This window comes from Streptomyces sp. DSM 106670 (genome assembly GCF_055792845.1).
The window spans coordinates 4,133,553-4,150,028 of the sequence record NZ_CM147704.1 but is presented as its reverse complement, the minus strand read 5'-3'; the positions used below and the strand labels follow the sequence as shown (position 1 = coordinate 4,150,028).

Here is a 16,476-nt window from a genome sequence, read left to right as displayed (position 1 = left end):
GGATAACTCAAGTTGGCTGTGGATCAAACCTGTTGAAGGAGAAGAACCGAGGAATCGCAGAAGAACGAGGAGCTGAAAAGCCGAAGAGCCGAAGAGGTGACGAGGCGAAATACGGATGCACCGATCAGCTCGCCACGGGCACTCTGACGCCATGGACGAACGTCGCACCGTCAAGGTGTCCAAGTACCTCTCGAAGCATCTGCGGCACCAGCCGGAACGCATCGGCCTCACCCTCGACGAGAACGGCTGGGTGCCGGTGGAGGAGCTGCTGCGCGCCGCGGCCCGGCACGGGTTCGCCTTCTCCCGCGCCGAGCTCGACCACGTCGTCGCCGCCAACGACAAGCGCCGCTTCACCATCGAGGGCGGCGTGGCGGGCGGCGCCACGGCAGACCGTATCCGCGCCAACCAGGGCCACACCGTCACCGTCGACCTGGACCTGCCGCCGGCCGAGCCGCCCGCGCACCTCTACCACGGCACGGTCGCCCGGGTGCTGGACGCGATCCGGGCCGAGGGCCTGCGCCCCATGGCCCGCCACCACGTCCACCTGTCGCCCGACCGGGAGACGGCCACCCGGGTCGGCGCCCGCCGCGGCCGCCCCCTCGTCCTCACCGTGGACGCGGGCGCGATGCACCGCGCCGGCCATGTCTTCCGGGTCAGCGCCAACGGGGTCTGGCTCGCCGACGCCGTACCGCCCCAGTTCCTGCTCCTGCGCGGCTGAGGGCCACAGCGGCAGCGATCGTACGGATCACGCCAGTTGAGCGGGCGCCTCGGTCGCGATGCGCTCGAAGACCTTCGGGTCCACGTCGAAGTCGGAGTCCGGGATCGGGGCGTGGACGACGATCTCGGTGAAGCCCAGCTCCGCATGGCGCCCCGCGAAGTCGACGAAGGCGTCCACGGACTCCAGCGGGGCGGTGCGGTCCGGCGTGAAGCCGGTCAGCAGGATCCGGTCCGGCTCGGCGGCGTCCCGGCCGATCTCCGCACAGGCCGCCGTGAACTTCTCGTTCTGCGCCCGCAGCGCGGCCCGTGACTCCTCCGGGGTGCCGTTCTCGTACAGCTTGGGGTCGCCGGTGGTGACCCAGGCCTGCCCGTGGCGGGCGGCCAGCCGCAGACCGCGCGGCCCGGTCGCGGCGACCGCGAAGGGCAGCCGGGGGCGCTGGACGCAGCCGGGGATGTTGCGGGCCTCCTCCGCGGCGTAGTGCGTCCCGCGCTCGGTCACCGCGCCCTCGGTGAGCAGCCGGTCCAGGAGCGGCACGAACTCCGCGAAACGGTCGGCCCGTTCGCGCGGGGTCCAGGCCTCCTGGCCCAGCGCGGTGGCGTCGAAGCCGTTGCCCCCGGCGCCGATGCCGAGGGTGATCCGGCCGCCCGAGATGTCGTCCAGGGAGATCAGCTCCTTGGCCAGCGTCACCGGGTGGCGGAAGTTCGGCGAGGTCACGAGGGTGCCGAGACGCAGGCGTTCGGTGGCCGTCGCCGCGGCCGTGAGCGTGGGCAGCGCCCCGAACCACGGACCGTCCCGGAAGCTCCGCCAGGACAGGTGGTCATAGGTGTAGGCGGTGTGGAAGCCCAGCTCCTCCGCGCGCTGCCAGCGGTCACGACCGCCCTCGTGCCAGCGGTGGACGGGCAGGATCACGGTGCTCAGACGCAGGCTCATGCCCACGAGCCTACGGCCGTGCGCGGGCCCGTCGACGCCCCGATGACCTGTGACATATGCCGGAGGAATGTTCCGCAGCTCAGGGGCGTACGCACTCAGATGTGCGCCCCTCCGCACGCCCGTGCGCCTTCGTGGGCGAGAATGACCCGGTGACCTCAGTGACCGATGCGCCTCTTCCCGCCGTGACCCGGCTGATCGCCACCGACCTCGACGGCACCCTGCTGCGCGACGACAAGACGCTGTCCGCGCGTACGGTCGCGGCCCTCGCGGCGGCCGAGGAGGCCGGGATCGAGGTCTTCTTCGTCACCGGCAGGCCGGCCCGCTGGATGGACGTCGTACGCGACCACGTCCAGAGCCATGGAACGGCGATCTGCGCCAACGGCGCCGTGGTCACCGATCTGCGGACCGACGGCGACCTGCTCTCCGTGCGGCCGCTGGAGCGCGACGCCGCCCTGCACGTCGTGCGCACCCTGCGCGAGGCGGCCCCCGGCACCTCCTTCGCCGTCGAGATGACCACCGGCATCAACTACGAACCGGCCTACCCGCCCTTCCATCTGGACCCGGGCGCCACGGTGGCCGTCGCCGAGAAGCTGCTGCACGAGGACGCCCCGGGCGTCGGCGCGCCGGTGCTCAAGCTGCTGGCCCACCACACCGAGCTGGCGCCCGACGCCTTCCTCGGCCTGGCCCGCACCGCCGCCGGCGACCGGGCCGCCTTCACCCGGTCCAGCCCCTCCGCGCTCCTGGAGGTCAGCGGGCTCGGCGTCTCCAAGGCCACCACGCTCGCCGCCTGCTGTGCCGAGCGCGGCATCGCGCCCGCCGAGGTGGTCGCCTTCGGCGACATGCCCAACGACATCGAGATGCTCCGCTGGGCCGGGGCCTCCTTCGCGATGGGCAACGCCCATCCGGACGCGGTGGCCGCCGCCTCGGGCCGGACCGCCACCAACGAGGAGGACGGGGTGGCCCTCGTCATCGAGCGGATCCTCGCCGGCCGAACAGAACCCCGCTGAAACGACTCTGCTGAAACCTTTCGGCAGACCGGGCCGAGGAACGCCGTCCTCACAACGGCGCCTCCCACACCACCGTCGTACCGCGGCCCCCCTCCCCGATCCCCGGTTCAATCCGGCTCGACCCGCCCAGCGACTCGGCTCGGCGGGCCAGGTTGCGCAGTCCGCTGCGCCGGCCGCCCTCCGGGATGCCCACCCCGTCGTCGGCGACCGAGAGACGCACCGCCGCCCGCCCATCGGGCAGGGTCACCGTCGCGTCGACGACCACATCGATCAGCGACGCCCCCGCGTGCCGGAACGCGTTGGAAAGGGCCTCGCGCAACGCGGCGACCAGGTTCTTGCCGGTCAGCTCGCCGACGAGCGAGTCCACCGGCCCCAGGAAGCGGTGCGAGGGCTTGAAGCCGAGCGGGAAGGCCGCCATGTTGATCTCCCGCAGGACGCGGGTGCGCAGCCCCGACGGGGCCTCGGCCGGTTCCTGCTGGAGCGCGAAGATGGCCGTACGGATCTCCTGGATCGTCACGTCCAGCTCGTCGACCGCCCGGCCGACCCCGGTCCGCACCTCGGGCACCACCGACCGGCGCTGGGCGCTCTCCAGCATCATCCCGGTGGCGAACAGCCGCTGGATGACCAGGTCGTGGAGGTCGCGGGCGATCCGGTCGCGGTCCTCGTACACCGCGAGCCGCTCCCGGTCCCGCTGCGCCTCGGCCATCATCAGCGCGAGCGCCGCCTGGGAGGCGAACTGGGTGGCGAGCGTCCGCTCGCTCTCCGTGAACGGGCGCGCGCCCCGGGACCGGGGGGTGGCCAGCGCGCCGAGCACCCGGCCGCCGCTGTGCAGCGGCAGCATCATGCTGGGGCCGAACCGGTCGGCCAGTCTGGTGATCATCCGACTGTCGGTGGCCGAGTCGTCGATGAACACCGCCTCGCCCGCGAGCAGTTTGGCCACCACCGCGCTCCGGGGCGGAATGATCACGCCGAGCGAGGACGAGGGGTCGTCGGACGACACGGCGACGATCTCCAGACCGCCCTCCCCGGTGGTCAGCAGCACGATCCCGGCGGCGGAGTCGGCGAGCCGGCGGGCCTGTTCGGCGACCACGGACAGCGCCTCGTCCGCGTCCCCGCCCGACAGGAGCGCCGTGGTCACCGCGACCGAACCGTCGATCCAGTGCTCCCGCTGCCGCGCCGCCTCGTACAGCCGGGCGTTGCCGATGGCGATCCCGGCCTCCGTGGCGAGCACCCGGACCATGTGGAGGTCGTAGTCGCTGAACTCCGCGCCGTGCCGCTTCTCGGTCAGATAGAGGTTGCCGAAGATCTCCCCCTGGACCCGGATGGGCACCCCCAGGAAGCTGCGCATCCGAGGGTGCCCGGCCGGGAATCCGGCGGACCTGGGATCGGTGGACAGGTCGGCCAGGCGGACCGGGTCGGGATCGTGGATCAGCGCGCCGAGCAGGCCCCGGTGTCCGTCGGGCCGCCGCCCGATCGCCTCGGCCACCTCCTGCGGAACGCCGTACGTGACGAAGTCCGAGAGGCCCTCGCCCAGCTCGTCGACGACGCCGATCGCGGCGTACCGGGCGTGGGCGAGCTCGGCGGCCGTCTCGCAGATCCGGTCCAGGGTGGAGTGCAGTTCCAGCCCCGCGCCGACCGAACGCATCGCCTCCAGGAGCTGCGGCACCCGCGCGGTCAGCTCGGTGGACAGCCCCTGGAGGCTGCGGGTGGCCCGGGTGGCGGCGTCGAGGGAGTCCTTCGGATCGGGCTCTGCCATGGCCCGAGCCTAGTTAGTGGCGATAGGGGGCGAAAGTCGAGAATGCGTGCGATGACCGGAGAACGCCGCCGTGAGGGGCCCGGTTCGCGTCGCCCACGGCCTCACACCCCCGCCCCCACCGTCTCCCTCTCACGCTCCAGCATCCGGCGCAGCGGCCCGTCCTCGGCGGCGAGTTCGGCGTACGGTCCGCGCTGCACGACCCGGCCCGCGTCCAGCACCAGCACCTCGTCGACCGCCTCCAGGCCGGTCAGCCGGTGGGTGATCAGGACCGTCGCACGGCCGCGGGTCGCGTCCAGCAGATCGGCGGTGAGGGCGTCGGCGGTCGGCAGGTCGAGGTGTTCGGCCGGCTCGTCCAGGACGAGGACGGGGAAGTCGGCGAGCAGCGCGCGGGCCAGGGCGAGGCGCTGGCGCTGGCCGCCGGAGAGCCGTGCGCCGTGCTCGCCCACCGGGGTGTCGAGCCCCTGCGGCAGGGCCGCCACCCACTCCAGCAGCCGGGCCCGGGAGAGCGCGTCGCGCAGTTCGGGGTCGGTCGCCCCGGGCCGGGCCAGGCGCAGATTCTCGCGGATCGTGCTGTCGAAGACGTGCGCGTCCTGGGCGCACAGCCCCACCGAGCGCCGGACCGTGTCCGACTCCAGCGCGGACGCCTCGACGCCGCCGAGCCGGTACGTCCCCGAGGAGGCGTCCAGGAAGCGCAGGAGGACCTGGGCGAGCGTCGTCTTGCCCGAACCGGAAGGGCCCACGACCGCGATGCGCCGTCCGGGCGTCAGCGTCAGGTCGAGCGAGGACAGGGCGTCCCGCGCCGCACCCGGGTAGCGGGCGCTCAGCCCCCGTACCTCCAGCGGGAAGGGCGAGGCGGGCTCCTCGGCGGGGCTCTCGGGCTCGCGTACGGGCACGGGGGCGTCCAGCACCTCGAAGACCCGCTCCGCGCTCCGGGCGACGCGCCGGCGGTACTGCACGGCGAGCGGCAGCCCGGTGACGGCCTCGAAGGCGGCCAGCGGGGTCAGCACCACCACGGCGAGCGCGACACCGGACAGCCGGCCGTCGTGCACGGCGGGGACGGCGACGGCCGCGACGGCCACCACGGTGAGCCCGCAGACCAGGGCGGACAGACCGCCGCCGAGCGCCGTCGCCGCGGCCGCGCGGGAGGCGATCCGGGTCAGCAGCCGGTCGGCCGTGCGCAGCCGCGCCTGCCGGGCGGGCAGCGCTCCCGCGACGGTCAGCTCGGCGGTGGAGCCGAGGAGGTCGGCGACCCGGGTGGCCAGGGCGGCGCGGGCGGGCGCGAGCTGACGCTCCGTACGGCGGGCGCAGGCGCCGCTGACGAGCGGCACGCCGACCCCGGCGACCAGCAGCCCGACGGCCAGGATCACGCCCGCCTCCGGGAGGAGCCAGCCGGTGAACCCGGCGGCCGCGGTGCCCACCACGAGGGCCGTGCCGGCGGGCAGCAGCCAGCGCAGCCAGTAGTCCTGGAGCGTGTCCACATCGGCGACGAGCCGGGACAGCAGATCGCCGCGCCGGGTGGTGCGCAGTCCGGCCGGGGCGATGCGTTCGAGGCCCCGGTAGACGGAGACCCGCAGGTCGGCGAGGAGCTTCAGCACGGCGTCGTGCGAGACGAGCCGCTCGGCGTAGCGGAAGACCGCCCGGCCGATGCCGAAGGCGCGGGTCGCGGTGACGGCCATCATCAGATACATCACCGGCGGCTGTTCGGAGGCGCGGGAGATCAGCCAGCCGGAGACCGCCATGAGCCCCACCGCCGACCCGACGGCCAGGCTGCCCAGCAGCAGGGCCAGGGTCAGCCGGCCGCGCTGCGCCCCGGCGGACGCACGGACCCGGGCGAGCACCCGTCCGGAGCGGCTTTCGGTCGTCCCGAGGGGGTCGAGGGCCTCCGCCCTTCGCGCGTCCGGGAGTTCACCCCCGGCTAGAGGCTCGGGCACGGCGGGGCCCGGGGCCGCGGCGCCCGCGAGTGCCTTCGCGTACGGCTCCGCGGGGGCTCCCGTACGCGGCTCCAGCGTCACCACCCGGTCGGCCACCGCCAGCAGCGCCGGGCGGTGGACGACCAGCAGCACGGTCCGTCCGGTGGCCAGCCGCCGTACGGCGTCGACGATGCCCGCCTCGCTCTCGCCGTCCAGGCTCGCGGTCGGCTCGTCCAGCAGCAGGACCGGCCGGTCGGCGAGGAACGCCCGGGCCAGGGCGAGGCGCTGGCGCTGGCCCGCGGAGAGCCCGGCGCCGTCCTCGCCGAGCGCCGTCCCCATCCCGTCGGGCAGTGCCGCGACGAAGTCGTACGCGCCCGCGTCCCGCAGCGCCGTGAGGACCGCCTCGTCGTCGGCGTCGGGCCGGGCGAGGCGGACGTTCTCGGCGATCGTGTCCGCGAAGAGGTGGGGCCGCTGGGGGACCCAGGCGATCCGGCTCCGCCAGCGGTCCGGGTCAAGCTCCGCGAGGTCCCGGCCCCCGACCCGGACGCGCCCCTCGTCGGGTACGGCGAACCCGAGGACCACGTTCAGCAGGGTGGACTTGCCGACCCCGCTCGGGCCGACCAGGGCGACGGTCTCCCCCGGCTCCACGGTGAGCGACGCGGCGTCCAACGACGGTTCGGCGCGGCCCTCGTGGCGTACGGTCACGTCCGCCAGCTCCAGGCGCAGCGCGTCCGGGACGTCCTCGGCGCCCGGGGCGCGGGGTTCGGTCTCCAGGACCGCGAAGATCTCCTCGGCGGCCGAGAGGCCCTCGGCCGCCGCGTGGTACTGCGCCCCGACCTGGCGGATCGGCAGATACGCCTCCGGGGCCAGGATCAGGACCACCAGACCGGTGTAGAGGTCGAGTTCGCCGTGGACGAGGCGCATGCCGATCGTGACGGCGACGAGCGCCACCGACAGGGTCGCCAGCAGCTCCAGGGCGAAGGAGGAGAGGAAGGCGATCCGCAGGGTGCGCAGGGTGGCCCGGCGGTAGTCGGAGGTGATGGTGCGGATCGACGCGGCCTGGGCCTTGGCCCGCCCGAAGACCTTCAGGGTCGGCAGCCCGGCGACGACGTCCAGGAAGTGCCCGGAGAGCCGGGACAGCAGCTGCCACTGACGGTCCATCCGGGACTGGGTGGCCCAGCCGATCAGGATCATGAACAGCGGGATGAGCGGCAGCGTGACGACGATGATCGCCGCCGACACCCAGTCCTCGGTGACGATCCGGGCGAGCACCGCCACCGGCACGACGACCGCGAGGCCGAGCTGCGGGAGGTAGCGGGCGAAGTAGTCGTCGAGCGCGTCGATGCCCCGGGTCGCCAGCGCGACGAGCGAACCGGTGCGCTGTCCGCTCAGCCAGTCGGAGCCCAGCAGCGCGGCCCGCTCCAGAAGCCGGCCGCGCAGTTCGGACTTGACGGCCGCGCTGGCGCGATGGGCCGCCAGCTCGGTGAGCCAGGCGACCAGGGCCCGCCCGAGCGCGACGGCGGCCAGCAGCAGGAGAGGGGTACGCAGCGCGGTGACCGTGAGCCCGTCCTCGAAACCGCCCACCACGATCTCGGCGATGAGCATCGCCTGGGCGATCACCAACAGGGCGCCGACCAGGCCGAGAGCCACCACGGCCGCCAGGAAGAGGCGGGTGGCCCGTGCGTGGTGGAGCAGACGCGGATCGATCGGTTTCACGTGAAACATCCCCCCGGCGGGGTCGGTGAGCTCTGCGGGATCGAGAGCTGCCGCGAGCCGCGAGGCCCGCGGCAGCTGACCGGATTCAGTGCGCGTCGGCGATGTGCTGGGTGCCGATGCGCTTGCGGAAGACCCAGTAGGTCCAGCTCTGGTAGAGCAGCACGATGGGCGTGGCGATGCCCGCGCACCAGGTCATGATCTTGAGCGTGTACGGGCTGGACGAGGCGTTGGTGACCGTGAGGTTCCAGGCGTCGTTCAGCGAGGACGGCATGACGTTCGGAAAGAGCGTCAGGAAGAGCATCGCGACCGCCGCCGCGATCGTCACGCCCGAGAACGCGAACGACCAGCCCTCACGGCCCTTGGCGATGGCCCCGATCGCGGCCAGGAGCGCCACCACCGCCACGATCAGGGCGCCCAGGCTCCAGCCGTCCCCGTTCTCGGCCTGGGTCCAGAGCAGGAAGCCCAGCGCGAGCACCGCGGTGACCGGACCGAGCTTCAGCGCCAGGGCGCGGGCCCGGACCCGGATGTCGCCCGCCGTCTTGAGACCGGCGAACACCGCCCCGTGGAAGGTGAAGAGGGTGAGCGTGACCAGGCCGCCGAGGATCGCGTACGGGTTGAGGAGGTCCCAGAAGTTGCCGACGTACTCCATGTCGGCGTCGATCTTCACGCCCCGCACGATGTTCCCGAACGCCACGCCCCACAGCACCGCGGGGATCAGCGAGGTCCAGAAGATCGCGGTCTCCCAGTTCGTCTGCCACCGCTCCTCGGACCGCTTGGCGCGGTACTCGAAGGCGACGCCCCGCACGATCAGGCAGAACAGGATGATCAGCAGCGGCAGATAGAAGCCGGAGAAGAGGGTGGCGTACCACTCGGGGAAGGCGGCGAAGGTCGCGCCGCCGGCGGTGAGCAGCCAGACCTCGTTGCCGTCCCAGACGGGCCCGATCGTGTTGATCAGGACCCGGCGCTCCTTGCGGTCGCGGGCCAGCAGCTTGGTGAGGACCCCGATGCCGAAGTCGAATCCCTCCAGGAAGAAGTAGCCGGTCCAGAGGACGGCGATGAGCACGAACCAGACGTCGTGGAGTTCCATCTCTCAGCTCCTGTGCTCAGTACGAGAAGGCCATCGGCCGGTCGGCGTCGTCTTCGTCGTGGCCGCCGATCTTCGTGGGCGGGTTCAGGTCGTCCTCGGTGAGTTCCGGCGGCCCGGCCTTGATGTACTTCACGAGCAGCTTCACCTCGATCACGGCGAGCACCGCGTAGAGCAGGGTGAAGACGATCATCGAGGTGAGCACCTCGCCCTGCGAGACCCCGGGGGAGACCCCGGCACGGGTCTGGAGCACCCCGTAGACCACCCAGGGCTGGCGGCCCATCTCGGTGAAGATCCAGCCCCAGGAGTTGGCGATCAGCGGGAAGAGCAGCGTCCAGAGCGCGACGAGCCAGTAGAGCTTGGTGAGCCTCGGGCTCAGCGCCTTGTTCCGGAACAGGACCAGATGCGGCACCTCGTCCTCACCGGTCCGCAGCGCCGGTGGCAGCAGGAACTTCTTCCGGGTCAGCCAGAGCCCCAGCAGGCCGAGGCCGAAGGAGGCCATCCCGAAGCCGATCATCCAGCGGAAGCTCCAGAACGCGACCGGGATGTTGGGGCGGTAGTCGCCGGGCCCGTACTTCTCCTGCGACTGCTTGTTGATGTCGTTGATGCCGGGGACATAGGAGTTCGGGTCGTTGTTGGCGAGGAAGGACAGTATCCCGGGGAGCGAGATCTCCACGGAGTTGTGGCCCTTGCTGACATCCCCGTACGCGAAGATCGAGAACGGCGCCCGCTCCTGACCGTCCCACAGCGCCTCGGCGGCGGCCATCTTCATCGGCTGCTGCCGGAACATGACCTTGGCGAGGCTGTCGCCGCTGACGGCGGTGAGCAGTCCGGCGACCACCACGGTGATCAGCCCCAGCCGCAGCGAGGTCCGCATCACCGGGATGTGCTTCTTGCGCGCCAGGTGGAACGCGGCGATGCCGACCATGAAGGCTCCGCCGACCAGGAACGCGGCCGTGATGGTGTGGAAGAACTGGGTGACCGCGGTGTCCTGGGTGAGCACCCGCCAGAAGTCGGTGAGCTCGGCGCGGCCGCGCTCCTCGTTGATCCGGTAGCCGACCGGGTGCTGCATCCAGGAGTTGGCCGCCAGGATGAAGTAGGCGGAGAGGATCGTGCCGATCGAGACCATCCACATGCAGGCGAGGTGGATCTTCTTCGGCAGCTTGTCCCAGCCGAAGATCCACAGCCCGATGAAGGTGGACTCGAAGAAGAAGGCGATCAGCGCCTCGAAGGCGAGCGGAGCGCCGAAGATGTCGCCGACGAAGCGCGAGTAGTCGGACCAGTTCATGCCGAACTGGAACTCCTGGACGATGCCCGTGACGACGCCCATGGCGATGTTGATCAGGAACAGCTTGCCCCAGAACTTGGTCGCCCTGAGGTACTTCTCGTTCTCCGTCCGCACCCAGGCGGTCTGCAGGCCGGCGGTGAGCGCGGCGAGCGAGATCGTCAGGGGGACGAAGAGGAAGTGGTAGACGGTGGTAATGCCGAACTGCCATCGCGCCAGGGTCTCCGGCGCCAGAGCTAGGTCCACGTCGTCAGTCTCCTTACATCGCCGTGGTCACACCGGCACTATGCCCCTTTGATCCCACCGATTACGGGAGGAAGCAGGGCACGCTTGTGAACGCGTTCACATTCACAAGCAATTATGGCGCACACACTTTCGGAGCCTTCGCCGGGGGTACCCCTTTTCGGCCCCGGTCCGTGTGCTCGGCCCCCGCCGCCCACGCGAAAGGCCCCGGACCTCGTCGATCGAGGTCCGGGGCCACCCGGCCGTACGGTGCCGCCGCGCGCGAGGAACCGCCTCGCGCGCCCGGCGGCTACAGCTCCGCGCGGAACGCCTCCGCCGCCTTCAGGAACAGGTCGTTGCCCTCGTCCTCGCCGATCGAGACCCGCACGCCCTCGCCCGCGAACGGCCGCACGACCACGCCGGCCCGCTCACAGGCCGCCGCGAAGTCGAGGGTACGCTCACCGAGCCGCAGCCAGACGAAGTTCGCGTGCGACTCCGGCACCGTCCAGCCCTGGCGCACCAGCTCCGCGCTCACCCGGGTGCGCTCGGCCACCAGCGAGCCGACCCGGCCCAGCAGCTCGTCCTCGGCGCGGAGCGAGGCCACCGCCGCGTCCTGGGCGAGCTGGCTCACACCGAAGGGGACGGCGGTCTTGCGCAGCGCGGCGGCCACCGGCTCGTGGGCCACCGCGAAGCCGACCCGCAGCCCGGCCAGACCGTACGCCTTGGAGAAGGTCCGCAGCACCGCCACATTGGGCCGGTCCCGGTAGATCTCGATGCCGTCCGGCACCTCGGCGTCGCGGATGAACTCCTTGTACGCCTCGTCAAGCACGACCAGCACATCGCCGGGCACCCGGTCGAGGAACCGTTCCAGCTCGGCCCGGCGCACCACCGTGCCGGTGGGGTTGTTGGGGTTGCAGACGAAGATCAGCCGGGTCCGGTCGGTGATCGCGTCCGCCATCGCGTCGAGGTCGTGCACATCGCCGTCGGTCAGCGGGACCTTGACCGAGGTCGCGCCGCTGACCTGGGTGATGATCGGGTACGCCTCGAAGGACCGCCAGGCGTAGATGACCTCGCCGCCGGGGCCCGAGGTGGCCTGGAGCAGCTGCTGGGCCACACCCACGGAGCCCGTTCCGGTGGCGATGTGCGAGAGCGGCACACCGAAACGGTCGGCCAGCTCGTTCATCAGGCCGGTGCACGCCATGTCCGGGTAGCGGTTGAAGTTCCCCGCGGCGGCGAGCGCCGACTCCAGGACACCCGGCAGCGGCGGATAGGGATTCTCGTTGGAGGACAGCTTGTACGCGACCGGTCCACCGGCCGCCGCCGGCTTCCCCGGCACATAGGCGGGAACGCCGTCCAGCTCGGCGCGCAGCTTGGGGCTCGTCTCGCTCACCGCAGGTCCTCCTCGACCGTCCGTTCACAGCAATACTGCACACCTTATGAGGATTGGGCCCCGCTGCGAATGGCCCGAGCGGGAAATCGACCGCAGTGCCCGGGAATGGGACCTCGCACGGGGGCGGTCCGGGGCCTCCGCCCGGGGGAGCGCAGCCCGGTCCGGCGCGCGCCGGTGGCTCACGCCGTGGCGCGCGTCCCCCGAAGTGGTGAGTTGAGACCTCTTCGAGACATCGCACATTCGGCAGGCTGCCACCCGCCAGCACCTGAAACACGCATGCAAGAGCACCCAACTCCCTTGTATTCAAAGGAATCTGATAGACAGTGACCTTGCAGAAACGTGCCTGTCAACGTGCGCATATGCGACCGGACCGACCACCCCTCGGAGCCCTACTATCGGCTCGCCATGACAGCAGCAGGGAAGCACCAGGTGAGCCGGACGGAGACACCCCGGCGCAGCGGCCGGCCGGGACGGGCGGGGATCCGTGATGTGGCCGCCGCGGCCGGAGTCTCGATCACGACCGTCTCCGACGCGCTCAACGGCAAGGGCAGGCTCCCGGACGCCACCCGCCGCCATGTCCGCGAGGTCGCCGAGCGCCTGGGCTACCGCCCGTCCGCCGCGGCCCGAACCCTCCGTACGGGCAAGTCGGGGCTGATCGGCCTGACCGTGACCACGTACGGGAATGAACCTTTCACCTTCACCGAATTCGCGTACTTCGCGGAGATGGCGAGAGCCGCGACCTCCGCGGCGCTCGCCCGCGGCTACGCCCTCGTCATCCTCCCCGCCACCTCCCGGCACGACGTCTGGTCGAACGTCGCGCTCGACGGGACCGTCGTCATCGACCCCTCCGACCAGGACCCGGTCGTCACCGAACTCGTCCGCCAGGGCCTGCCGGTCGTCTCGGACGGCCGCCCGGCCGGGACGCTCCCCGTCACCGCCTGGGTCGACAACGACCACCGGGCCGCGGTACTCGACCTCCTCGACCATCTCGCCGCCGCCGGAGCCCGCCGTATCGGCCTGCTGACCGGCAACACCACCGACACGTACACCCGGCTGTCCACCACCGCCTACCTCCACTGGTGCGAGCGGGTCGGCCAGGATCCCGTCTACGAGTCCTACCCGGCCCACGACCCCTGCGCGGGGGCGGTCGCCGCCGACCGGCTGCTCGCCCGCCCGGACCGCCCCGACGCGGTCTACGGGCTCTTCGACCCCAACGGCACCGATCTCCTCGCGGCGGCCCGCCGCTACGGACTGCGGGTCCCCGAGGACCTGCTGCTGGTCTGCTGCAGCGAGTCCACCGTGTACGCGGCCACCGAGCCGCCCATCACGACGCTCTCGCTGAAGCCGCGCCGCATCGGCACGGCCGTCGTCCAGCTCCTCATCGATGCCATCGAAGGAGTCGAGCACGACGGTCCTGTGGAGCAGGTCATACCGACGGAGCTCATCGTCCGGACCTCCTCGCAACGCCGTCCACCACGCACCACGGTCAGCGCGCCGCGCTCCCCCAGCGGGGATTGATCGGCTCTTTTCGGACCAATCGGCCGGTGAACCGTGCGTGCGCCCGGATTCACCACCCCTGGTGCGTCACACAGATCGATCCGCATTCCTATGATGGGCGCACGACACCGCGGACCACCTCTACCAGGCAGGGCCCGTCAGGTGTACGGCGGCGCGACGGTGGTGGAGGGGTCGATGACTCAGGGGGCCGGTCAGGAACCCGTGGTGCGGACGGCGACGTTGCGTGACTTCCGGGTTCCGCCGTATGCGCAGACACCCGTGCCACCACAGGCACAGGTGGCACCTCCTTCCTCGGTGCCGCCCCGTGCGCCGCATCCCGGCAACGCCGTCGTGGGCGACGAGCGGCCGGAGGGCTACACACCGACCGAGCGGGACCTCCCGGTCATCCGGCGCGGCGACACGGTCCAGGTGCAGACCGTCGCCGAGCCGGCCCCGGTGCCCGAGGACGGTCTCGGCCCGCTCTTCGTCGTCGGCGACGTCCACGGCTATCTGGACGAACTGCTGGCCGCCCTCGGCGAGCAGGGCCTCATCGACGCCGACGGGAACTGGGCCGCGGGCAACGCCCGGCTGTGGTTCCTCGGCGACTTCACCGACCGCGGTCCGGACGGCATCGGGGTCATCGACCTCGTCATGCGGCTCTCCGCCGAGGCGGCGGCGGCCGGCGGCTACTGCAAGGCCCTGATGGGCAACCACGAGCTGCTGCTGCTCGGCGCCAAGCGGTTCGCCGACACCCCCGTCAACTCCGGGGCCGGCACCGCCACCTTCCAGGCCGCCTGGCTGCTCAACGGCGGCCAGAAGACCGACATGGAGCGCCTCCAGGACGTCCACCTCCAGTGGATGTCCCGGCTCGACGCGGTCGTCGAGGAGGACGGGCATCTGCTGATGCATTCCGACACGACGGCCTACCTCGACTACGGGTCCACCATCGAGGACGTCAACGACACGATCACGGCCATTCTCACGCGTAACGACGCCGACGAGTGCTGGGACCTCTTCCGCAAGCTGACCAAGCGGTTCGCCTTCCGGGACGAGGGCGGCGCCGACGCGGTGCGCGAGCTGATGGCGACGTACGGCGGACAGCGCGTCGTCCATGGTCACAGCCCTATTCCGTATCTCCTGGGGGAGGTCGGCACGGAGGACGGCGAGGACGCGTCGGGCCCCGTGATCAACGGCCCGCATGTGTACGCGGACGGCCTCGCCATCGCCATGGACGGCGGAGTGACCATGGCCGGAAAGCTGCTGGTGGTTCAACTCCCCCTGCATGCCTGACCGTCGACGGGGAAGGCGCTTCAGGTTCCGCCTGCGCCGACCTCGCCGATCACCGGACCCGTCACCGGGCCCAATTCTGGAAACACACTGTCACCCCCTGCCGTGAGCGCTCTACCATCGGCGTATCAGTGGCAGGCTCTCCTCCGTTTCCGCCCGATCGCCCGGTCCACGCGGGCAGCCGGGCACCGACGGAGCATCGGGGGATGCAGATGACAAGCGCTCCGCACCTGCTGGCCGAGGACGGACCCGAGTACGAGCGGATCCTGGGCGACGCACTGCGCCACGCTCATGAACGTCCGGACCTGGAGGGCGTCGGTGACCGGCTCAACACCGAACAGCTGCGCACCATGGCGCTGAGCGCCACGGCGCTGATCACCGCGGCCGCGGCCACCGAGTACGAGCACTACGTCGAGGCCCGGGACGAACTGCGCCGGGCGACGGCCGCCGAAGCGGCCGACGGGATCCCGGCCGTGGACGGGCCGCAGAGCACGGCGGCCGGAGCGGGGGCCGGCATAGGCGCGGTCGTCACGGTCCTGACCCCGCTGCTGGCCGGTACCGCGGCCGTCATCTTCCTGCTGGTCGGCTATCTGCTGAAGGCGGTCAGCCCCTCGGTGGCCTTCGGCGACTCGATGGTCGCCGCCGGGTGGTTCTTCGCGGCGGTCGCCGCCGCCGCGATCCTGGTCGCGGCCGTCGGACTGCTCGTCACCGCACTCCGCAACAGCACGACGTCCCTGGCCGCCGAGGACGAGGAACAGGAGCTTCCGGAGGAGGTCGCACGCGCCCGGGAGGCCTGGCGCCACGCCCTGCTGGAGCGCGGCATCCTGCCGTTCCTCCGGGACGCCCTGGCCGACCCCACCGCGGGACCCGCCGCGCGGACCCCGCACCGTTCGCCCAACCGCATCCCGAAGATGGGCTACAGCAGGCCGGACTTCTCGGGCCCGGACGACGGACCGGCGGCCGGCCCCCGGCCGACCTTCACCAGCCCCGATTTCACCAGCCCGGACTTCGGCGGCCCCGAACACCGCCCGGAGTGACGGGCCGTGGCCCGGACCGCCTTCCGCTTGCGGTTCGGTACCGGCTCCGCTTGCGCGCCCTCCGCCGGGGTCCGGCCGCGCTTCCGGCTCCGGACGCACCGCGGGCCGGGGCGGCAAGTGCCGCGCCCGGCCCGGGGAGACGCTCCGGGCGGACCGGAGCGGTGGATCAGATGGCCTGCGGAGCCAGCTTCGGGTTGACGCCGTACTGGTTCGTCTCCGGCTTGCCCTCCGAGGCGAGGAAGACGATCAGGATGATGAAGCCGACCAGCGGGACGAACGCGATGAAGAACCACCAGCCGGAGCGGCCGGTGTCGTGCAGCCGGCGCACCAGGACCGCCAGCGACGGGACGAGGACCGCGAGGAGGTAGAGGTAGTACGGGATCTGCGTGTCTATCGCCGAGCCGATGACCGACAGCACGACGCCGATGATGAAGTTGAAGAGCACGAACATCCAGTACTCCTTGCGGCGCGCGCGTCCGCTGAAGCCTGCGTAGTTCTTGAGTACGTCCAGGTACCAGTTCACTGTGTTTCCCTCCCCGGGCCCCCGTTCCGAGGGCGCACCAATTTCAGCCAAGCAAGCCGGAAAGTAAGCCACGGATAAGGAAAGGGTCAAGCGCAGGTGAGCCGACGGCCAAAC

General features: G+C 71.6%; 12 protein-coding genes. 5 read left to right on the top strand and 7 right to left on the bottom strand.

Annotated elements, in window-relative coordinates; all coding sequences use genetic code 11:
- The first annotated feature begins 151 nt into the window (after nt 1-151).
- Nucleotides 152-718: an RNA 2'-phosphotransferase gene (locus ACSMXR_RS18360; RefSeq protein ID WP_473169426.1), complete on the top strand. Its 567-nt coding sequence runs from the start codon at nt 152-154 to the stop codon at nt 716-718.
- Between the two features lie 27 nt (nt 719-745).
- On the opposite strand, the gene ACSMXR_RS18355 is transcribed toward ACSMXR_RS18360, so the two are convergent.
- The gene (locus tag ACSMXR_RS18355; RefSeq protein ID WP_030077335.1) at nt 746-1,648 is read right to left on the bottom strand and encodes an LLM class flavin-dependent oxidoreductase; all 903 of its coding nucleotides are present in this window, start codon (nt 1,646-1,648) and stop codon (nt 746-748) included.
- A 149-nt stretch (nt 1,649-1,797) separates the two neighbouring features.
- Between ACSMXR_RS18355 and ACSMXR_RS18350 the strand changes: the two genes are divergently transcribed.
- The gene (locus tag ACSMXR_RS18350; protein ID WP_381791730.1) at nt 1,798-2,655 is read left to right on the top strand and encodes an HAD family hydrolase; all 858 of its coding nucleotides are present in this window, start codon (nt 1,798-1,800) and stop codon (nt 2,653-2,655) included.
- Nucleotides 2,656-2,704: 49 nt separating this feature from the next.
- On the opposite strand, the gene ACSMXR_RS18345 is transcribed toward ACSMXR_RS18350, so the two are convergent.
- The 5 genes from ACSMXR_RS18345 to hisC form a co-directional block, all read right to left on the bottom strand.
- Nucleotides 2,705-4,411: a GAF domain-containing sensor histidine kinase gene (locus ACSMXR_RS18345; protein ID WP_473169425.1), complete on the bottom strand. Its 1,707-nt coding sequence runs from the start codon at nt 4,409-4,411 to the stop codon at nt 2,705-2,707.
- A 101-nt stretch (nt 4,412-4,512) separates the two neighbouring features.
- Nucleotides 4,513-8,037, bottom strand: coding sequence for a thiol reductant ABC exporter subunit CydD (gene cydD, locus ACSMXR_RS18340; RefSeq protein WP_473169424.1), 3,525 nt, complete (start codon nt 8,035-8,037; stop codon nt 4,513-4,515).
- A gap of 85 nt (nt 8,038-8,122) precedes the next feature.
- On the bottom strand, nt 8,123-9,124 hold the full coding sequence (gene cydB / locus ACSMXR_RS18335; protein ID WP_359138756.1) for a cytochrome d ubiquinol oxidase subunit II: 1,002 nt from the start codon (nt 9,122-9,124) through the stop codon (nt 8,123-8,125).
- Nucleotides 9,125-9,140: 16 nt separating this feature from the next.
- Nucleotides 9,141-10,652 (bottom strand): cytochrome ubiquinol oxidase subunit I, encoded by a 1,512-nt coding sequence (locus ACSMXR_RS18330; RefSeq protein WP_030077325.1) that lies wholly within the window; start codon nt 10,650-10,652, stop codon nt 9,141-9,143.
- Nucleotides 10,653-10,938: 286 nt separating this feature from the next.
- Nucleotides 10,939-12,018 (bottom strand): histidinol-phosphate transaminase, encoded by a 1,080-nt coding sequence (gene hisC / locus ACSMXR_RS18325; protein ID WP_473169423.1) that lies wholly within the window; start codon nt 12,016-12,018, stop codon nt 10,939-10,941.
- Nucleotides 12,019-12,423: 405 nt separating this feature from the next.
- On the opposite strand from hisC, the gene ACSMXR_RS18320 reads away from it, so the two are divergent.
- The 3 genes from ACSMXR_RS18320 (at nt 12,424) to ACSMXR_RS18310 (ending at nt 15,839) form a co-directional block, all read left to right on the top strand.
- A complete protein-coding gene (locus ACSMXR_RS18320) occupies nt 12,424-13,536 on the top strand; it encodes a LacI family DNA-binding transcriptional regulator (protein WP_006126041.1) in 1,113 nt (370 codons plus the stop codon).
- Nucleotides 13,537-13,695: 159 nt separating this feature from the next.
- A complete protein-coding gene (locus ACSMXR_RS18315) occupies nt 13,696-14,805 on the top strand; it encodes a metallophosphoesterase (RefSeq protein WP_374202290.1) in 1,110 nt (369 codons plus the stop codon).
- Between the two features lie 203 nt (nt 14,806-15,008).
- A complete protein-coding gene (locus tag ACSMXR_RS18310) occupies nt 15,009-15,839 on the top strand; it encodes a hypothetical protein (protein ID WP_137229475.1) in 831 nt (276 codons plus the stop codon).
- Nucleotides 15,840-16,005: 166 nt separating this feature from the next.
- Here the strand turns inward: ACSMXR_RS18310 and ACSMXR_RS18305 are convergent, their stop codons facing one another.
- Entirely contained in the window at nt 16,006-16,362 is a 357-nt protein-coding gene (locus ACSMXR_RS18305) for a DUF805 domain-containing protein (RefSeq protein WP_137229473.1), read from the bottom strand.
- Nucleotides 16,363-16,476 lie beyond the last annotated feature (114 nt).